This is a genomic window from Pseudomonas sp. MAG733B, assembly GCF_036884845.1.
Taxonomy (GTDB): domain Bacteria; phylum Pseudomonadota; class Gammaproteobacteria; order Pseudomonadales; family Pseudomonadaceae; genus Aquipseudomonas.
Window position 1 is genome coordinate 18,010 of sequence record NZ_CP145732.1, and the last position, 19,809, is coordinate 37,818.

Genomic DNA, 19,809 nt, shown 5'->3' on the forward strand with positions numbered 1-19,809 from the left:
AAGCAAGGATTCTGCATGCAAGCCGCCAACCCGCGCCGCGGGTACATATTGGGCCTGAGTGCCTACATCATCTGGGGACTTTTCCCGCTCTACTTCAAAGCCATCGCCAACGTGCCCGCCGTGGAAATCATCATCCACCGCGTGCTGTGGTCGGCTCTGTTTGGCGCCTTGCTGCTGATGGTCTGGAAGCACCCGGGTTGGTGGCGCGAGTTGCGGGATAACCCGAAACGACTGGCGATCCTGGCCTTGAGCGGCACGTTGATCGCGGCCAACTGGCTGACTTACGTCTGGTCGGTGAACAACGGACGGATGCTTGAAGCCAGTCTCGGCTACTACATCAACCCGCTGGTCAACGTGCTGCTAGGTATGTTGATCCTCGGTGAACGGCTGCGCCGCATGCAATGGATTGCGGTGGGCCTGGCGGCCGTCGGCGTGGTGCAGCAAGTGTGGCAAGTCGGCAGCCTGCCGTGGGTGTCGCTGGTGCTGGCGCTGACCTTCGGTTTCTACGGGCTGATTCGCAAGCAGGCACCGGTCAAGGCGCTGCCGGGGCTGGTGGTGGAAACCTGGATGCTGGTGCCGATCGCCATCGCCTGGTTGCTGTTCAATCCGACGGCCCACAGTGCCCAGGCCGAATTCTGGACCACGTCCGAAGCCTGGTGGCTGGTGGCGGCCGGGCCGGTCACGCTGGTGCCGCTGGTTTGCTTCAACGCCGCTGCCCGGCATTTGCCCTACACCACGCTCGGATTTCTCCAGTACCTGGCGCCAACGTTGGTGCTGCTGCAAGCCGTGCTGCTGTTTAACGAGCACTTGTCGTCCAGTACGCTGGTGGCCTTCATGTTTATCTGGGCCGGCCTGGCGGTTTACAGCGTCGATGCGTGGATAAGTCTGCGCCGTCGCAGCTGATCAAAAAACGCACAAACCTCTACAAGCCACGTTTCCCGTGGCCTGTAGAGTTCCTTCCCAAGGTTATCCACAGCCTGATCCCCGGCGTTTGTGCGCAAGTTACTGAAACTGCTGGTTTTTTGATCAATTCCTGAAAAGCTCCGGCCGACGTGGCCTGGCGGGCTGTCTCTACAGGTTATCCACAGGCGGGTGCACGTTTAACTTGGATAACCCGATCAGGGTTCACTGCGCAGCACCAACTCCACCATCAGATCGTCCGCCAGGGTTTCCAGGCGCGATTGCAAAACATCCAGTGACAGTGTCAGCGGCACCGCGAGAATCGCTTCGGCGTGAAACAGCGGTTCGCTACTCATCGGCGCCGGGCGCACTTCCGTCACCAGCCGCTCCAGGTTGACGCCCTGCTCACTCAGCAGGCGGGTGATATCGCGCACGATGCCGGGACGATCATTGCCCACCAACTCCATGGCGATTGGTTTCCAGGTGCAGGATTGTTCGATGCCGCTTTCGGCGATCAATACGCGAATACCGTGGGCGGACAACGCCTGTAGGGCATCGACCAATGCGTCGTAGGATTCGGCCGGCACCCCCACCCGAAGAATCCCGGCAAATTGCCCGGCCATGCGCGACATGCGGCTCTCCAGCCAGTTGCCGCCCTGTTCGGCAATGCATTGGGCAATGCGCTCGACCTGCCCTGGCTTGTCCGGTGCGAATACGGTGAGTACGAGGTGGTCCATGGCGCAGCCCTCTGGTCATGACTTTTGTTATAGAAAACCAAGTATAGGCAAGGGGCCGGATTCGGTGCCCATAGCAGCGCTGCGGATTATATGTGTACAACTTCTTATATTTAACTGGAACAATCTGGTGGTTTTTTGAGAACATCACGCACCCCACCGTGACTGCAATGCGTCATGGGGTCGCAGAACGACGTTATTAGTCTGATTTTCACAAGCGCAATTCATCATGTAGTATGCCGCAGCGCGCACTACATAACGTTGGATCGATGTCCGCCGCAGGCGCAGTCGCATCCCTGAAAGCCCCGTCAGCAAGGCCCTCAAGCCGTTGATTGGTCCCCACCCAGCCGTCAGAAATGGCATGTACTGGTCGCAGGGTTTGTGGTTTAAATGGCCAGAGGCTTCATTGTTAAATTGAAGAGCTGAAAAGCGAAATAGCTGAGCAGAGTGAGGCAAGCAATGACTGAACACGTTCAAGTCGGTGGCCTGCAGGTCGCCAAAGTCCTGTTCGACTTCGTGAACAACGAAGCCATTCCCGGTTCCGGCCTCACCGCCGACAAGTTCTGGGCCGGTGCCGACAAGGTCATTCATGACCTGGCGCCGAAGAACAAAGCCCTACTCGCCAAACGCGATGATTTCCAGGCTCGTATCGATGGCTGGCACCAACAGCGTGCCGGTCAGGCGCACGACGCCGTGGCCTATAAAGCCTTCCTGCAAGACATCGGTTATCTGCTGCCAGAAGCGGCCGATTTCCAGGCAACGACGCAAAACGTCGATGAAGAAATCGCCCGCATGGCCGGTCCACAGCTCGTGGTGCCGGTGATGAATGCCCGCTTCGCTCTCAATGCTTCGAACGCCCGCTGGGGTTCGCTGTACGACGCGCTCTACGGCACCGACGCCATCAGCGAAGCTGACGGCGCGGAAAAAGGCAAAGGCTACAACAAGGTTCGCGGCGACAAGGTCATCGCCTTCGCCCGCGCCTTCCTCGACGAAGCGGCGCCATTGGCGGCCGGCTCCCATGTCGACTCCACCAGCTACAAGATCGTCGACGGCAAACTGGTGGTCGCCCTTAAAGGCGGCAGCAACACTGGCCTGCGTAACGACGCGCAACTGATCGGCTTCCAGGGCGATGCTTCGGCACCGACCGCGATCCTGCTGAAAAACAACGGCCTGCATTTCGAAATCCAGGTCGATGCCAGCACCCCGGTCGGCCAGACCGATGCAGCCGGCGTCAAAGACATTCTGATGGAAGCTGCGCTGACCACCATCATGGACTGCGAAGACTCCGTTGCCGCCGTCGATGCCGATGACAAAGTGGTGATCTACCGCAACTGGCTCGGCCTGATGAAGGGCGACCTGTCGGAAGAAGTCGCCAAGGGTGGCAAGACATTTACCCGCACCATGAACGCCGACCGCACCTACACCGGTGTCGACGGTAACGCGGTGAATTTGCACGGTCGTTCGCTGTTGTTCGTGCGCAACGTGGGTCACCTGATGACCATCGACGCGGTCCTCGATAAAGACGGCAACGAGGTGCCGGAAGGCATTCTCGACGGTCTGGTGACTTGCCTGGCGGCGCTGCACAACCTCAATGGCAACACCTCGCGCAAAAACACCCGCACCGGTTCCGTCTACATCGTGAAGCCGAAGATGCACGGCCCCGAAGAAGCGGCGTTCACCAACGAGCTGTTCGGCCGCATCGAAGACGTGCTGGGCCTGCCGCGCAACACCCTGAAAGTCGGGATCATGGACGAGGAGCGCCGCACCACGGTCAACCTCAAGGCCTGCATCAAGGCTGCCAGCGAGCGCGTTGTGTTCATCAACACCGGTTTCCTCGACCGCACGGGCGACGAAATCCACACCTCCATGGAAGCCGGCCCGATGGTGCGCAAGGCCGACATGAAGGCGGAAAAATGGATCGGCGCGTACGAGAACTCCAACGTCGACATCGGCTTGAGCACCGGCCTGCAAGGTCGTGCGCAGATCGGCAAAGGCATGTGGGCCATGCCCGACCTGATGGCGGCGATGCTCGAACAGAAAATCGCTCACCCACTGGCCGGCGCCAACACCGCTTGGGTACCTTCGCCAACCGCCGCTGCACTGCACGCTCTGCACTACCACAAGGTTGATGTGTTCGCCCGTCAGGCCGAACTGGCCAAACGTGCTCACGCATCGGTGGACGACATCCTGACCATCCCGCTGGCGGTGAACCCGCAGTGGACTGCCGAACAGATCAAGAACGAACTGGACAACAACAGCCAGGGCATTCTCGGTTATGTAGTGCGCTGGATCGACCAAGGTGTCGGCTGTTCGAAAGTGCCGGACATCAACGATGTCGGCCTGATGGAAGACCGAGCAACGCTGCGTATTTCCAGCCAGCACATCGCCAACTGGCTGCGTCACGGCATCGTCACCGAAGAGCAAGTGATGGAAAGCCTCCAGCGCATGGCGCCGGTGGTTGACCGTCAGAATGCCAATGACCCGCTGTACCGCCCGCTGGCACCGAACTTCGACAGCAACATCGCCTTCCAGGCAGCCGTCGAACTGGTGGTCGAAGGCACCAAGCAACCGAACGGTTATACCGAGCCGGTTCTGCACCGTCGTCGTCGCGAGTTCAAGGCTGCCAATGGCCTGTAACTGAGCATATGCGCCGGACATGAAAAAGCCCTGATCGAAAGATCAGGGCTTTTTTTGTGGAGCAAGATTTTTAGCGGCTCACAGATCCATCCCCAACTCATGCTTGACCAACCCCAGCAACTTTTCGGTATCGATTGGCTTGAGCAGGAAATCCACCACGCTCAAATGCATCGCGGCAATCGCGTCCTCCAGTTCGGCATCGCCGGAAACGATGATGAACGGCATTGCCGCCCGCACTGACTCGCGCACTTGGCGGATCAGATCCAGGCCATCCACGTTTCGCATCCGCAGATCGGTAATCACCAGGCCAATCGAAGGTTTCTCTTCCAGCATCTTGAGTGCAGTTTCGCCACTGGCCGCTGTCATGCAACGAATGCCGTCCAACGCCAGAATTTCCGACAGCAACTCTCGCGCGTCCTTATCGTCGTCGACGATCAGCACCCGCTGCGGCGGCAGGTCGGGTTCCTGCATGACGGCACTCAGCGCTTCGCGCTCGGCGTCACTCAAAATATCGTGGTCGGACATGGCGTTCTCTACATGTTCAATTCAGTTCCCTGGCACAGTGGTGAGACATCGCTGGACAGAGCTTCAATGTGCACTTCGTCGGATATTTTTCCAATAGCAGAATAGAGCGATTTTTCTCTCATTTGCGTCAGGCTTTTCCGACATTCCATCACACTGATTGCCTACCTAGACTTACGTCCAATGGGCACCCTGACCGCAGGGGTCGACCATGGGTGAGTCATCCGACAACAACAAATCCAAAAAAGACTGCGGTAATGGTTATGAGTAAAGCGGACGCCTTCACACAGGCAGGGAAAACCGCGGTGTTGCAGAACATCCAGGGCACTTTGCAATTCCTTCAGCGCTTCCCGCCCTTCAATCAGATGGAACACGCGCACCTGGCGTACCTGGTTGAGCAATGTCAGCTGCGTTTTTATGCGCCCGGCGAGAGCATCATCAAACCCGCCGATGGCCCGGTTGAGCACTTTTACATTGTCAAACAGGGTCGGGTGGTGGGCGAGCGTCCGCATTCGGCCAAGGGCGGCAACGAAACCACTTTCGAAATCACCACCGGCGAATGCTTTCCTCTTGCCGCACTGCTGGGGGAACGGGCGACCCGCACCGAACATCTGGCTGCCGAAGACACCTTTTGCCTACAGCTCAACAAGCTGGCGTTCATCAAGCTATTCGCCATTTCCAACACCTTTCGCGACTTCGCCCTACGTGGCGTGAGCAGCTTGCTCGATCAGGTCAACCAGCAAGTCCAGCAAAAAGCCGTGGAAACCCTCGGCACCCAGTATTCGCTCAACACCCGCCTGGGCGAATTGGCCATGCGCCATCCGGTGATGTGCAGCCCTGCCACGCCCCTACGTGAAGCCGTGACCCTGATGCATGAGCAGCAGGTCGGCAGCATTGTGGTGGTCGACGAACACCAGGTGCCGCTGGGGATTTTCACCCTGCGCGATTTACGCCATGTGGTGGCCAGCGGAACCGGTGATTTCAAAGAAGCCATCGAGCGGCACATGACCCGGGCGCCGTTTTACCTGACGCCCGATCACAGTGCGTTCGATGCAGCGATCGCCATGACCGAGCGGCACATCGCCCACGTTTGCCTGGTCAAGGATCAGCGCTTGTGCGGCGTGGTCTCCGAGCGCGATCTGTTTTCCCTGCAACGGGTGGATCTGGTGCACTTGGCGCGAACCATCCGCAATGCGCCGCGGGTGGAAAACCTGGTGGCGATCCGTGGCGAGATCGGCCAATTGGTCGAACGCATGTTGGCCCACGGCGCGTCCTCGACGCAGATCACTCACATCATCACCCTGCTCAACGACCACACCGTGTGCCGTGTGATCGAGCTGACCCTGGCGGAAAAAGGCGACCCTGGCGTGCCGTTCAGTTGGCTGTGTTTCGGCAGCGAAGGTCGCCGCGAACAGACGCTGTACACCGATCAGGACAACGGCATTCTGTTCGAAGTCCGGGACGCGGCGCATGCGGCCGAAATTCGCGGAAGATTGCTGCCCATCGCCCACCAGATCAACCACAGCCTGGCGCTGTGCGGCTTCACCCTGTGCAAGGGCAACATCATGGCCGGCAACCCCGAGCTGTGTTTGTCCCGCGTCGAATGGGCCCGTCGTTTTGCCGCGTTCATCCGCGAGGCCACGCCGGAAAATCTGCTGGGTTCGAGCATCTATTTCGATTTGCGCGTGGTCTGGGGCAGCGAGCAAGGCTGCGAACAATTGCGTCGCGGGATTCTCGACCAGGTCAGCGACAACCGTTTGTTCCAGCGCATGCTGGCCGAAAACGCATTGCGCAATCGCCCACCCGTAGGACGTTTCCGCGAGTTCGTGCTGGCGAAGAAAAATGGCGAGAAAGCCACGCTGGATCTGAAGATTCAGGGCCTGACCCCTTTCGTCGACGGCGCCCGATTGCTCGCCCTCGCCCATGGCATCGAAACCAACAACACCCTGGAGCGCTTTCGCCAACTGGTGGACAAAGAGATCATCGAGCCGCTGGACGGCGCCGCGTACGAAGAGGCGTATCACTTCATCCAACAAACCCGCATGCAGCAACATCAGCTACAGACCCGGGAGAATTTGCCCTACTCCAACCGCGTCGATCCGGACAGCCTCAATCATCTGGACCGGCGGATCCTGCGTGAATCCCTGCGCCAGGCGCAACGCCTGCAAAGCAGTCTGGCGCTGCGGTACCAATTATGAGCTATCAACTATGAGTCTGTTCTCATGGCTGCGTCCCGCCGGCCCGAGCCTGTCCGGTGAATTGCAACAACGTCTGCAACGCTTGCTACCCGCGAGCGGGATGAGCGAGTGCAGCCTGCGTGAGCAGCGCTGGATCGTGCTTGACCTGGAAACCACCGGGCTGAATTTGAACAAGGACCGGGTGCTGTCGATCGGCGCGGTGGTGATCGAGGATGGCGCCATCGATTTCAGCCAGCAGTTCGAACGCACCCTGCAATGCACCGAAGTCAAACTCGGTCCCAGCGTGTTGATCCACGGCATCGGCCCCAGTGCGATTGCCGCCGGCAGCAATCCTGCCGAGGCGTTGCTCGATTTCATGGAGTTCGTCGGCGACAGTCCGTTGCTGGCGTTTCATGCGCCATTCGACCAGCACATGCTCGGCCGGGCGCTGAAAGATCATCTCGGCTACAAACTGCAGCACACCTTTCTGGACGTGGCGGACATCGCCCCGCTGCTCTGCCCGCAGGCGAACATCCGCGAGGCCGGGCTGGACGAATGGATCGACTGGTTCAAGCTGGAAGTCTTCGAACGCCACAACGCCAGCGCCGATGCCCTGGCAACTGCCGAACTGGCGTTGATCCTGTTCAGCCGTGCACGGCAGCAGCAGATTCATAGCCCGTTGAATCTGCAGCAGCGGTTGAGTCAGTGGAAGCGTAGGCAGCAGACGCCTTCGTTCTAGCCTTCACACAAACCTCTGTGGCGAGGGAGCTTGCTCCCGCTGGGGCGCGCAGCGACCCCTTGCTCATTTTGCGACTGCTGCGCAGTCGAGCGGGAGCAAGCTCCCTCGCCACAGGTTTGTCTGAACCCGAGCAATCCCACCCGACCAATGCCAATTGCTTTCCCTTCCTCGCCTCTGCCACAATCGCGAACAATTCTCGTTAGTTAACACTTCCCAATCGGTGATGCTGCGTGTCGTCAGTCCCAAGCCCTCAAAGTGAGCTCGTCGGTGCGTTATATCGCGACCATCGCGGTTGGCTATTGGCCTGGCTTCGGCGCAACGTCGCCTGCCCGCAACGGGCCGAGGACCTGAGCCAGGACACCTTCGTGCGCTTGCTGGGCCGTGAAGAACTGAAAGAACCGCGCGAGCCACGGGCATTCCTGGTGGCAATCGCCAAGGGTCTGCTGTTTGACTATTTCCGCCGTGCCGCGTTGGAACAGGCCTATCTCACCGAATTGATGCTGATTCCCGAAGCCGAGCAACCGTCGGTGGAAGAACAGCAAATGATCCTCGAAGACCTGAAAAACATCGATCGCCTGCTCGGCAAACTGTCGAGCAAGGCGCGAGCGGCGTTTCTCTACAACCGTCTCGATGGCCTGGGGCACGCGGAAATCGCCGAACGCCTCGGTGTGTCCGTACCTCGCGTGCGCCAGTACCTGGCCCAGGGCGTCCGCCAATGCTACATCGCGTTGTACGGTGAGCCGACATGAGCCCGGTCAGTTCCAAACCGGTGTCGGCGCAAGTGCTGGATGCGGCGATCGCCTGGCAATTGTCTCTGGACGCTGGCAACCCGGTGGAGCGCGAAGAGTTCGCCAAATGGCACGCCGCCCACGAAGAACATGCCCGCGCGTGGCGCCAACTGGGCATGCTCGATCAGCGTTTCAGCGTCGCCAGCGGCCCGGCCCGTACGGCCCTGCTGCAATCGCGCGAAGGCATTCGCCGCCGGGTGCGCAAGCTCGGCAGCGGTCTGGCCAGCGTGGTCGCCGTGATCGGCCTGGCGTTGTTTGCCGGTGAGCACTATTTGCCGGTCGACTATTGGCTGGCCGACCAGCGCACCGCTACCGGTGAACAGCGCACCATTCGCCTGTCCGACGGCACGTTGATCAACCTCAATACCCACAGTGCGGTTGACGTGCGCTTCGACGAAAAGCAGCGGTTGGTTGTTCTGCAAGAAGGGGAAATTCTTGTTGAAACCGGTCACGGCGACGCGCGGCCGTTTATCGTCGAGACCCGCGAAGGCAGCATGCGCGCACTGGGCACGCGGTTTTTGGTCAAGCGCGAGGATGAAGGCACACGCCTGAGCGTGTTGCACTCGGCGGTGGCCGCCCATCCGCAATCGAGCCCTGACGAACAGATTCTGCGCGAAGGCCAGCAAGTGCTGATCCGCAATGACGGCCTGGGCCAGATCATGGCGCTCAACCTCGGCGCCGACGCCTGGACGCGCGGCATGCTGGTGGTGGACAACGCACGACTGGAAGATCTGGTGCACGAACTCGGCCGTTATCGCCGTGGGCATCTGGGTGTGGCGCCGGAAGTGGCTGACCTGCGGATCACCGGCAGCTTCCCGCTGCAAAACACCGACCTGGCCCTGAGCGCCCTGCTGCCGACGTTGCCGGTGCAGATTGAACAGCATACGCAGTGGTGGGTGACGGTGGCGGCCAAGACAGACGCCAAGCCCTGAGAGGTGTGGGGTCAATCAACCCGCCATCGCGGGCAAGCCTTGCTCCTACAGGGTTTGTGTTGTTCGTTAATAATGGGAACGACACAAAACCCGTAGGAGCAAGGCTTGCCCGCGATGGGGCCTTTAGCTTCACCGCATTTACTGAATCGAAATTATTTTCATCCAGCCCTATCACTTTTTGATTTTCGTTCGGCACCTAGGCAATTGAGAAGTATTCCCTTTCAGGAGCCGCTGTATGTCCCGTTCGCTAGACACCTTGTTGCGCCCCAGTTTGCTGGCGGTTGCCATTGCCTTTTGCACCCCTTTGGTGAGCAGCCAACTGATCGCCGCTGAACAGGCGTCCAGCGTTCGTGCCTACAACCTGCCGGCCGCGCCATTGGCCAGCACCCTGAACCAGATCGCCAGCCAGGCCGGTCTGGCGCTGTCGTTGAATCCATCGCTGGCGGCAGGCAAGACTTCGGCACCGGTCAACGGCCAGTTCGATGCAGCCACCGCCCTGCGCCAGGCCTTGCAAGGCACTGGTTTGCAATTGGAGCAAAGCGGCACCGGCACCTACACCCTGGTGGCCGTGCCCGAAGGTGTGATGGCCCTGCCGGCCACTAGCGTCATCGGCATAGAACAGGAAAATGAAGACGCCTGGGGCCCGGTGCAAGGCTACCTGGCCAAGCGCACCGCCGCCGGCACCAAGACCGACACCGCACTGGTCGAAGTACCTCGCTCGATCTCGATCGCTACGCGCGATCAGATGGACGACCGCAGCGTGCACAGCCTCGACGACGCCGTGCGCTACATGCCCGGCATCACCGCCAGCAGCTACGGCAGCGACACCCGCGCCGACTGGTTGCGCGTGCGCGGCTTCGAACCGACCCAGTTCCTCGATGGCCTGCCACTGCCAAGAGGCGTGTACGCCAACCCGAAACAGGAAACCTGGAACCTCGACCGCCTCGCGCTGTTGCGCGGCCCGGCCTCGTCGATCTACGGCCAGACTCCACCGGGCGGCCTGCTGGACATGGTCAGCCGCCGTCCCAGCGCTGAATCGAGCAACGAAGTCCAGTTGCAATACGGCAGCGACAACCAACGCCAGATCAACTTCGCCAGCACCGGTAAGATCGACGATGAAGGTCAGTTCCTCTATGGCCTGAGCGGCGTGGTGCGCGACAGCGGCACGCAGATCGACCACGTCGACAACAAGCGCTACAACATCGCGCCGAGCCTGACCTGGAACATCGACGAAGACACCAAGTTCACCCTGCTCACGCAATTCACCCGTGACGATACCGGCATCACCAGCCAGTTCCTGCCGATCCAGGGCACCAAGATCGGCATGCCGTTCGGCGATGTTTCCCACCACAAGAACCTGGGCGACCCGGACTGGGAATACTACGACCGCACTTATTACGCACTGGGCTATGCGTTCGAACATCGCCTCAACGATGTCTGGCAGTTCCGTCAGAACCTGCGCTACACCAAGTCGGACCTGTCCTTCCAGGGCATCACCGTCGGCGCGTACCCGTTCACTCAGGTGGATAACGACGGCAACGTCGGTCGTTCGACCACCAGCGTTGACGAAGACATCAGCCAGTTCGCCGTGGACAACAACTTCCAGGCCGACTTCGCCACCGGTGATGTTCGTCACACCGTGCTGATCGGCCTCGATCACCAGCGCAACAACACCAACTACACCTCGATCTTCGGCAGTGCCCCGCCGACCAACGTGAACAACCCGGTCCGTGGCGTGGAAATCGTTCGCCCGCCTCGCTCCAGCGCGTTCTATGACTACGACCAGAAGACCTACCAGACCGGCCTGTACGTTCAGGACCAGATGGCCCTCGACCAATGGCGCCTGACCCTCGGCGGTCGTGAAGACTGGGTTCACACCGGCACCAAGTTCTTCAACCGGGGCGATGCCACCAACACCGAGCGCGACACCAACTTCAGCGGCAACGCAGCGATCAGCTACGTGTTCGACAACGGCATCGTGCCGTACCTGTCGTACGCCGAGTCGTTCCAGCCGACCAGCAATGCCACGGCTTCGCCGACCGATTCGTTCAAACCGACCGAAGGCGAACAATGGGAACTGGGTATCAAGTACCAGCCTCCGGGCAGCGATACCTTGCTGAGCGCTGCGATCTACGACCTGACGCAGAAGAACGTCTCCGTCACCACCACCAACTCGGACAACGTCTCGATCACCAGCCAGACCGGTGAAGTGAAAGTCAAAGGCCTGGAGCTGGAAGCAGTTTCCGACGTGACCGAGAACCTCAAGGTCATCGCCGCCTACACCCTGGCCAAATCCGAAGTACAAGACGGCGCCTTCAAAGGCAATCGCCTGCAACTGATGCCTAACCAGCAAGCGTCGCTGTGGACCGATTACACTTGGCACAACGGCGTTCTCGACGGTTTCGGTATCGGCGGCGGTGTTCGCTACACCGGCAACACCTACGGCGACCAGGCCAACACCGAGCTGGGCAAGGCTGACGCCTACACCGTGTTCGACGCGGCTGTTCACTACGACCTCGGTCGTCTGGACAACAGTCTGAAAGGTGCCTCGCTGGCGCTGAACGCAACCAACCTGTTCGACAAGGACTACATCTCCACTTGCGACAGTTTCTACTGCTACTACGGCGACCAACGCAGTGTTGTCGCCAGTGCCACCTACAAGTGGTAATGGCTTGATCTGACACGCCCAGTACCCAGGCCGTCCATCAAGGACGGCTTTGGTATTTCTGAGGGTCATGAAATGAAAAGTAAAACAATTCGCCGCTGGTCCGTCGTCCACACCTGGACCAGCCTGATTTGCACAGTCTTTCTGCTGATGCTGGCGCTGACCGGCCTGCCGTTGATCTTTCACCACGAGATCGACCATCTGCTGGGCGATGCCGCTGAGTTAAAGGTCATGCCGGCGGACACCCCACAGCTGAACTTGCAGCAACTGGTTCAGGCGGCTGAAAAGCATCGCCCCGGCGAAGTCATGCAGTACTTCGGTTTCGACGAGGACGAGCCGAATGCCGCCATCGCAATCATGGCGGCCACGGCGGGCACCGAGCCCAATTCGTCGCACACCTTCATGCTCGACGCCCGCACCGGCGAAGCGCTGGAAATGCCGTCGGCCAACGGCGGCTTCATGATGGTCATGCTGCGCCTGCACGTGGACATGTTTGCCGGTCTGCCGGGCAAGTTGTTGCTGGCGTTCATGGGTTTGCTGTTCGTTGTCGCGATCGTGTCCGGCACGGTGCTGTATCTGCCGTTCATGCGGCGCTTGAAGTTCGCCACCGTGCGCCAGGACAAGTCCACCCGCCTGCGCTGGCTCGACCTGCATAACCTGATCGGCGTGGTGACGTTGACCTGGGCCTTGGTGGTCGGCGTGACCGGCGTGATCAGCGCCTGTGCCGACCTGCTGATCGCCGCGTGGCGCAACGACAGCCTGAGCGCGATGGTCGCGCCGTACCGCGATGCACCGCCGCTGACGCAACTGGCGCCGGCCACTCGCCTGCTCGACATCGCCAAGGAAGTTGCGCCGGGCATGCAGCCCGACTTCATCGCCTTCCCCGGCACGCGGTTTTCCAGCGAGCACCACTACGCGGTGTTCATGAAAGGCAGTACGCACCTGACCTCGCACCTGCTGACGCCGGTATTGATCGACGCCAGCACGCTGCAAGTCACCGCCGTGGCGGAGCGCCCTTGGTACATGGATGCCATGGGTATGTCGCAGCCGCTGCACTTCGGAGACTACGGCGGCATGCCGATGCAAATTCTCTGGGCGACGCTGGATGTGCTGACCATCATCGTCCTCGGCAGCGGCGTCTACTTGTGGGTGGTGCGGCGCAAGGCCGCCAAACCCGTGCTGGAAAAAGCGGAGAGCGTGGCATGAAGCCTCGCCAGTCGAATTTCTGGAAGGTGTTTGCCGCACCCACTCTGATTGCTTTGCTCAGCGCGGCGGGGCTGTTTGCCGCGCTGCTCGGCGATGGCGTGTGGGATTCGCTGAGCTGGCTGGGCTTGGGCATCCCGGCCATCCTCGGGCTACGCGGCCTCCTGCAACGCCGCAAACACCTGTAGGAGCGAGCCTGCTCGCGATGGGGCCGTATCAGTCGATTTTGAATTGGCTGACACACCGTCCTCGCGAGCAGGCTCGCTCCTACAGATTCAAGGTTAGTCTCAAATTCTCGCCAGTCATACGATGACACCTGCTCCGCCCGTCGCCCCACCGCGCAAAATCTCTGACATATCTGTTGACACTTTCCCCCTTGCACTCCTATAAAGACGCATGTTGTACGACAACCTACAACAACTGCAGCACCAAAAATAAATCCAAGAAAAAAGACGGTGAAGTGATGAAAGTCAAAGGCATCCGCTGGTGGATGGTCGGTCTGGTGACGGCCGGCCTGATGGTCAACTACCTGGCACGCAATACCCTCTCAGTGGCCGCTCCGACCCTGATGAGCGAAATGAACATCACCACCGAGCAGTACTCGCACATCGTCGTCGCCTGGCAGGTGTGCTATGCGCTGATGCAACCGGTGGCGGGATACATCATCGATGCCATCGGCACCAAAATGGGTTTCGCCATTTTCGCCTTCGCCTGGTCGATTGCCTGCGCACTCGCTGCATTTGCGAGCGGCTGGCAAGGACTGGCGTTTTTCCGTGGCCTGCTCGGCCTGACCGAAGCGGCGGGCTTGCCGGCGGCGGTCAAGACTTCCACTGAATGGTTCCCGGCCAAAGAGCGCTCGGTGGCGATCGGCTGGTTCAACATCGGCTCGTCGATTGGCGCGGTGCTGGCGCCGCCGCTGGTGGTCTGGGCGATTTTGCACAGCGGCTGGGAGCTGGCCTTCCTGATCGTCGGCGGCCTCGGTGTGGCCTGGACGTTTTTGTGGATGGTGCTCTACAAACACCCGCGCAATCAGAAACTGCTGGGTGACGAAGAGCGCGAGTACATCCTCAGCGGTCAGGAAGATCACTTCAAAGACCCGGGCACCAAGAAAGGCAGCTGGAAGAAAATCATCGGCAGCCGCAACTTCTACGCCATCGCCAGCGCCCGGATTCTCTCCGAGCCGGCCTGGCAGACCTTCAACGCGTGGATTCCGCTGTACCTGATGACCGAACGGCACATGAACATCAAAGAGATCGCGATGTTCGCCTGGCTGCCGTTCCTCGCCGCCGACCTAGGCTGCGTACTCGGCGGTTACCTCAGCCCGTTCTTCCACAAATACTGCAAAGTGTCGCTGTTCACCTCGCGCAAAATGGTCTTGCTGTTCGGTGCTTCATGCATGATCGGCCCGGCGTGCATAGGTCTGGTCGCCAGCCCGTACACGGCGATTGCGCTGCTGTGCATCGGCGGCTTCGCTCACCAGACCTTGTCCGGTGCGCTATATGCGATCACTTCGGACTCGTTCGGCAAGAACGAAGTGGCCACCGCCACTGGCATGGGCGGGATGTTCGGCTACCTCGGCGCTGCCGCGTTTACCTTGGTGTTTGGCGTGATGGTGACCACGATCGGCTATAGCCCGCTGTTCGTGGTGCTGGCGATTTTCGACATCATCGCCGCGTTCATCGTCTGGACGGTTGCCCGTGAGCTGAAACCTCAACAGGCCGCCCCGAATCTTCAAGCTGCTGTTCCAGCCAGCTAATCCAAAAATCCTGTAGGAGCGAGCCTGCTCGCGATAGCGGTCTGTCAGCCAACGCTGCGCTGAATGTCAGGCCGCCATCGCGAGCAGGCTCACTCCTACAGGGGTGTTTGTGATCTTGAGCTATCGGTTCAACGCGCTATGCTGCCCGACACCACCACCGACCGAGTCGTTGCCATGTCCGCCCCGAGCATGACCCTGTACCACAACCCCCTTTCACCCTTCGTCCGTAAAGTCATGGTGCTGCTGCACGAAACCGGTCAGCAGAACCGTGTTGCCCTGCAGAACTGCGTGCTCACCCCGGTCGATCCGGACCTGGCGCTGATCGATGACAACCCCCTGAGCAAAATCCCCGCCCTGCGCCTGGCCGACGGCAACGTCATCCACGACAGCCGGGTGATCCTCGACTACCTCGACCACCAGCACGTCGGCAACCCGCTGATCCCCCGCGAAGGCTCCGCCCGCTGGCGCCGCCTGACCCTGGCCTCGCTGGCCGACGGGATCATGGACGCCGCCGTGCTGGTGCGTTACGAAGTCGCTTTGCGCGCGCCGGAAAAACACTGGGACGCGTACCTCGACGGCCAACGCGACAAGATCCGCCGCGCCCTGGCGCTGCTGGAAAAAGACGCCATCGCCGAGCTGACCAGCCACTTCGACGTGGCGGCGATCAGCGTGGCGTGTGCCTTGGGTTACGTGGACTTGCGCCATCCTGATCTGGACTGGCGCACGGCGAACCCGCAATTGGCGGCGTGGTATTTCGAGGTGAGTCAGCGGCCCTCGATGATTGCGACGATGCCGAAGGTTTAAATTTTCGCTGATTGTTCCGGCCTCATCGCGAGCAGGCTCACTCCCACTTTTGACTGCGATTTCATGTGGGAACGAGCCTGCTCGCGATGGCACCACAACGGATCTAACGGAAACAACCTGGCAATCAGCGTCGCCAACACCCTTCCCTCCCGCTGGTCTTCGCGCAATCCCAGCGACCGGCTCATTTCACCGCACCGATATCGAAGTCCAACGGTTTCCCCGCTTTTTGCCCAACCCCATACCAATCCAGCTTCCGCGTCAGCACCATGAACACGCCCAACAACCCGAACAGCAACAACGACCCCATCAACAACGCGTAATCCTCGGCACTCAACAAGCCATAAAGCAGTCCATATAACGCTGCCAATCCCGCAGAAAAACTCAAGCCATGCCGCACGCTGCGCAGCACGTGGCAGACGTAAAACCCGATCAACAACACGCAACCACTGGCCGACAATAGATAGGCCAGAGCAAAGCCAATGTGCTCGGACAACGACAGCAACAACAGGTAGAAAAACGCCAGGGCAACGCCCACCAACGCATATTGCACCGGGTGTACTGCGAGGCTTTTCAGCACTTCGAAGAGGAAGAAACCGGCGAAGGTCAGGACGATAAACAGCAGTGCGTATTTGATCGCCCGGTCGCTCTTCAGGTACTGGTCCACTGGGTCAATGAAGCTCACACCGAAGCTGCGGCTGAACAGTGCTTCACAACCGCCGCGAGACACGCAGCTGTTCAGGGTTTCTTGCAGGTTGGTGGAGAAAAACGAAGTCTGCCAATTGGCGGTGAAGCCCTGATCGGTGATTTCGCGCTGAGCCGGCAGATAGTTGCCAATGAAGCTGGGATGCGGCCAGTTGGCGGTCAGCGAGACCTTGCTGGTCTTGCCCACCGGCAGTATCTGCAACTGGCCGGTGCCTTGCAGTTTCAGGTCGAAACCGAAGGCCAGTTCCGTAGCTTGCTGGGTGTCCAGGGCCGGCAGCGTCACGTGGACGCCCTCGCCCAGCCAGCCGACCTGACTGCCGGGGATGAAGTCCAGACTCTGGTCATTGAGCTCTAGCTTCAACGCGTTTTCGATGCCGCGAATGTCGCTGATGCCGACGGCGAGAAACGGCTGGTCGAACTGATAATCAGCGAAGTCTTCCTTGATGCCCAGTTGTACGGGTAACGAAAAATGCCCGCTGATGCGGTTGTCGGCATGAAACAGCCGCGCCTGATAAATGCCCCGGGAGCGCAGCTCAGTCTGCACCGCACCGTCCAATTCGAAGCGCTCCGGCAGAAAATACAAACGCCCGCGCTCTTCGCCGATCTCTTGATAGCGCTCGTTGGTTTTTTCGTGGATCTTCCAGGTGCGCACGACTTTGCGATACGGCACCACCATCAGCGGCCCGCTCAATTGTTGGCTGTAACTGGAGCTACGGGCGATGTCTTCGAGCACGCCGTCGCGCAGTTGCTGACGGTCCTGGATCACGCCGTTGATCATCAGCAGCGGGATCAGCAACAACAGAGTCAGCAGGGCGATCGCCCCGAGTTTTAGGGTAAGGCTGCGGTTCATGGGACTCTCCCTGTTTTGGATGGGAAAAGTCTGATTGGGCTGTGTGAGGGATTTGTGTGGGGAATGTGGAGAGTTTGTGGAGTTCGGAAAGGATCGCAGCCTTCGGCAGCTCCGACAGGAGTACATCGATCCCAGTAGGAGCTGCCGAAGGCTTCGATCTTTAGCGTATTGAAGGCAAATGCAAACTGACCTGCACACCGCCATCGACATTGCCAATGCTCATCGCCCCACCATGCAACTTGACCACTTCCTCGACAAAGTTGAGCCCAAGCCCGGTGCTCTTGCGTCCACTGTCGGGGCGCGGCAATGAGTAGAAACGCTCGCTCAAACGCGGCAGCGCATAGTCGGGAATGGGCTCGGCCTGGTTGAACAGTTTGAACTCGATCTGCTCACCGATCTGTATGGCAGTGAATCGCAACACACCTTGAGCCGGAGTGAAATCCAGCGAGTTTTCCAACAGATTGCCCAGCGCCTGACGCAGCAGAAACGGCTCTCCGATCAGCGCCAGGTCCGACGGAATGGCTTGCTCTACGCGCAACTGTTTGCCTTCGATCCGCGCTGATTGCGCGTTCAACAGCACATCCACCAATGCCGCCAATGGCACCGCCACGCGCTCCTCCAGTCCTTGGCGCTGTTCGACCTGCGCCAGATTCAACAGCCGCTCGATCAACTGTTGCATGCGCGCACTTTCGCTGTCGATATTGCCGACAAACCGCTGCCGTTGGGCCAACGGCATCTCGCTTTGCAGCAACTCCGCCGCACCGCGAATCGCCGCCAACGGACTTTTCAGTTCGTGGGTCAAGGTGTGCACGTAACGCTCGACGTAGGCCTTGCCTTCGAGTTGCGTGCGCATCTGTTCCACCGCCGTCGCCAATTGCTCCAGCTCGCCGCCGCGATAATGCGGCACCTCGACCCGACGGCCTTCGCTCACAGCCTGGGCATAAGCGGTCAACCGTCGAAGTGCCCGACTCAACCACCACGACAACAGCGCGCCAAACAGCAAGCCGAGGCCGATCAGCCCGGCGCCATAAGCGAGCAATCGGCGTTCGGTGCGATCCACATAAGGCTGCAACGAGCTGTTGGGTTTGGCCACGGTGACCACGCCGATGATCCGCCCGTTGTCGCGAATCGGCGCGCCGACGTGCATCACTGAAGACGTCGCATCATTGGGATCGCTGCGAGTCGAGCGGGCGCCATATTCGCCGCGCAGGGTCAGATAAACGTCGTTCCAGCGTGAGTAATCCTGACCCACCGCCACACCGCTGGAATCCAGTACCACGGTGCCTTTGGCGTCAGTGACGTAGATGCGGTGATTGACCTGATTCTTCGGCAAGCCCCAGATGTTCGCCGCCGGTTGTCGCTCTCCGTAGGCCTTGAGCAAATCCGGCCAACGATTCTGGTTGAGGGTTCCAGCCTTGAAGTCATCGCGCAGGATTTCCGCCATCAGATTGGCGGTGTCGACCAGGGTTTCTTCGGTGGACTGGCGCACGCCGGGGCGGATTTCTTCCATCACCGTGTTGAGCACGAAATAGCCGGTCAGGCCGATGAACAGCACGTAGACCAGGAAAATCCGGATCCCCAACGGCATCAGCTGTGTCCCGGGCTGTAGCTGTAGCCGAGCCCGCGATGGGTCTGGATCGGCTCGGCGTCAGCCTTCACCAACCGCAACTTCGCGCGCACGCTCTTGATGTGGCTGTCGATGCTGCGCTCGTAGCCGGCATCGGCGGCCACGCCCAACGCATCGAGCAATTGCTCGCGGCTGAATACGCGTTCGGGTTGTTCGAGCAGACATTGCAGCAAGCGGAATTCGTGGCGGGTCAGGCTCAAGGCCTGGCCGCGATAGGTGATTTGCACGCGCTCGTTGTCGACGCGAAACAGTGTCGGCGCAGTTTCTGCCAGGTTTTTCGGTACCGCACGCTTGAGAATCGCCCGAACCCGCGCCGCCACTTCACGGGGGCTAAACGGCTTGACCACGTAGTCATCGGCACCGATCTCCAGGCCCACCACACGATCGATTTCACCATCCCGAGCACTGAGAAACATCACCGGCACTTCGCTGAAGCGCCTCAATTGCTTACAGGTTTCGAAGCCACTGATGTCCGGCAGGCCGATGTCGAGGATGATCAGATCCGCCGGCGTCCGCCGCTGATGCTCCAGCGCCGCCGCACCCAGGGTCAGCCACGTGGTCGTAAAGCCCTCGCCCTGCAAGGCAAAAATCAGGGTGTCGGCAATCGCCGCTTCGTCTTCGACAATCAGGATATGAGGCATGGCGTCCGGGCGTGGGGTTGAGTGGGCGAACGGTGACTCAAGGAGGAATCGGCGTCAATCCGGTTGGGTCTGTAGGACCTAGCAGTTCTGATAGTAGGCAATGGCTGAAAACAGGTTGATGCTGTTAAGCCG

Annotated in this window: 16 protein-coding genes; 11 read left to right on the forward strand and 5 right to left on the reverse strand. The window is 60.0% G+C overall.

Annotated features, from left to right (window positions below; all coding sequences use genetic code 11):
• The first annotated feature begins 15 nt into the window (after positions 1-15).
• On the forward strand, positions 16-903 hold the full coding sequence (gene rarD / locus V6Z53_RS00080) for an EamA family transporter RarD (RefSeq protein WP_338583556.1): 888 nt from the start codon (positions 16-18) through the stop codon (positions 901-903).
• A gap of 215 nt (positions 904-1,118) precedes the next feature.
• On the opposite strand, the gene V6Z53_RS00085 is transcribed toward rarD, so the two are convergent.
• Complete coding sequence (locus tag V6Z53_RS00085; protein ID WP_075946199.1) at positions 1,119-1,637, reverse strand: glycine cleavage system protein R; 519 nt, start codon at positions 1,635-1,637, stop codon at positions 1,119-1,121.
• 456 nt (positions 1,638-2,093) lie between these two features.
• Here V6Z53_RS00085 and V6Z53_RS00090 point away from each other — a divergent pair, with 456 nt between their 5' ends.
• Positions 2,094-4,271, forward strand: coding sequence for a malate synthase G (locus V6Z53_RS00090; RefSeq protein ID WP_338583558.1), 2,178 nt, complete (start codon positions 2,094-2,096; stop codon positions 4,269-4,271).
• A 78-nt stretch (positions 4,272-4,349) separates the two neighbouring features.
• Here V6Z53_RS00090 and V6Z53_RS00095 read toward each other — a convergent pair whose 3' ends face one another.
• Positions 4,350-4,796, reverse strand: coding sequence for a response regulator (locus V6Z53_RS00095; RefSeq protein WP_338583559.1), 447 nt, complete (start codon positions 4,794-4,796; stop codon positions 4,350-4,352).
• Positions 4,797-5,050: 254 nt separating this feature from the next.
• Here V6Z53_RS00095 and V6Z53_RS00100 point away from each other — a divergent pair, with 254 nt between their 5' ends.
• From V6Z53_RS00100 to V6Z53_RS00140, 9 genes are all read left to right on the forward strand, one after another.
• Positions 5,051-6,991 carry a putative nucleotidyltransferase substrate binding domain-containing protein gene (locus V6Z53_RS00100; RefSeq protein WP_338583561.1) on the forward strand — a complete coding sequence of 647 codons (1,941 nt, stop codon included), beginning with the start codon at positions 5,051-5,053 and terminating at the stop codon, positions 6,989-6,991.
• 10 nt (positions 6,992-7,001) lie between these two features.
• On the forward strand, positions 7,002-7,709 hold the full coding sequence (locus tag V6Z53_RS00105; RefSeq protein WP_338583563.1) for a 3'-5' exonuclease: 708 nt from the start codon (positions 7,002-7,004) through the stop codon (positions 7,707-7,709).
• Positions 7,710-7,939: 230 nt separating this feature from the next.
• Positions 7,940-8,458, forward strand: a complete 519-nt coding sequence (locus V6Z53_RS00110) for an RNA polymerase sigma factor (RefSeq protein WP_338583564.1) — start codon at positions 7,940-7,942, stop codon at positions 8,456-8,458.
• The gene (locus tag V6Z53_RS00115; protein ID WP_338583565.1) at positions 8,455-9,429 is read left to right on the forward strand and encodes a FecR family protein; all 975 of its coding nucleotides are present in this window, start codon (positions 8,455-8,457) and stop codon (positions 9,427-9,429) included. Before V6Z53_RS00110 ends, V6Z53_RS00115 begins: the two co-directional genes overlap by 4 nt.
• 235 nt (positions 9,430-9,664) lie before the next feature.
• On the forward strand, positions 9,665-12,097 hold the full coding sequence (locus V6Z53_RS00120; protein WP_338583567.1) for a TonB-dependent siderophore receptor: 2,433 nt from the start codon (positions 9,665-9,667) through the stop codon (positions 12,095-12,097).
• 72 nt (positions 12,098-12,169) lie between these two features.
• On the forward strand, positions 12,170-13,300 hold the full coding sequence (locus V6Z53_RS00125) for a PepSY-associated TM helix domain-containing protein (protein WP_338583568.1): 1,131 nt from the start codon (positions 12,170-12,172) through the stop codon (positions 13,298-13,300).
• Positions 13,297-13,485, forward strand: a complete 189-nt coding sequence (locus tag V6Z53_RS00130; protein ID WP_338583569.1) for a hypothetical protein — start codon at positions 13,297-13,299, stop codon at positions 13,483-13,485. Before V6Z53_RS00125 ends, V6Z53_RS00130 begins: the two co-directional genes overlap by 4 nt.
• 275 nt (positions 13,486-13,760) lie before the next feature.
• Positions 13,761-15,053: an MFS transporter gene (locus tag V6Z53_RS00135; RefSeq protein WP_338583570.1), complete on the forward strand. Its 1,293-nt coding sequence runs from the start codon at positions 13,761-13,763 to the stop codon at positions 15,051-15,053.
• Between the two features lie 174 nt (positions 15,054-15,227).
• The gene (locus V6Z53_RS00140) at positions 15,228-15,857 is read left to right on the forward strand and encodes a glutathione S-transferase (RefSeq protein WP_338583571.1); all 630 of its coding nucleotides are present in this window, start codon (positions 15,228-15,230) and stop codon (positions 15,855-15,857) included.
• Positions 15,858-16,038: 181 nt separating this feature from the next.
• Here the strand turns inward: V6Z53_RS00140 and creD are convergent, their stop codons facing one another.
• From creD to creB, 3 genes are all read right to left on the reverse strand, one after another.
• A complete protein-coding gene (creD, locus tag V6Z53_RS00145; RefSeq protein WP_338583572.1) occupies positions 16,039-17,409 on the reverse strand; it encodes a cell envelope integrity protein CreD in 1,371 nt (456 codons plus the stop codon).
• Positions 17,410-17,569: 160 nt separating this feature from the next.
• Positions 17,570-18,997 (reverse strand): two-component system sensor histidine kinase CreC, encoded by a 1,428-nt coding sequence (creC, locus tag V6Z53_RS00150; RefSeq protein ID WP_338583573.1) that lies wholly within the window; start codon positions 18,995-18,997, stop codon positions 17,570-17,572.
• Positions 18,997-19,677, reverse strand: a complete 681-nt coding sequence (gene creB / locus V6Z53_RS00155) for a two-component system response regulator CreB (RefSeq protein WP_338583574.1) — start codon at positions 19,675-19,677, stop codon at positions 18,997-18,999. The genes creC and creB overlap by 1 nt, the downstream gene beginning before the upstream one ends.
• Positions 19,678-19,809: the final 132 nt, after the last annotated feature.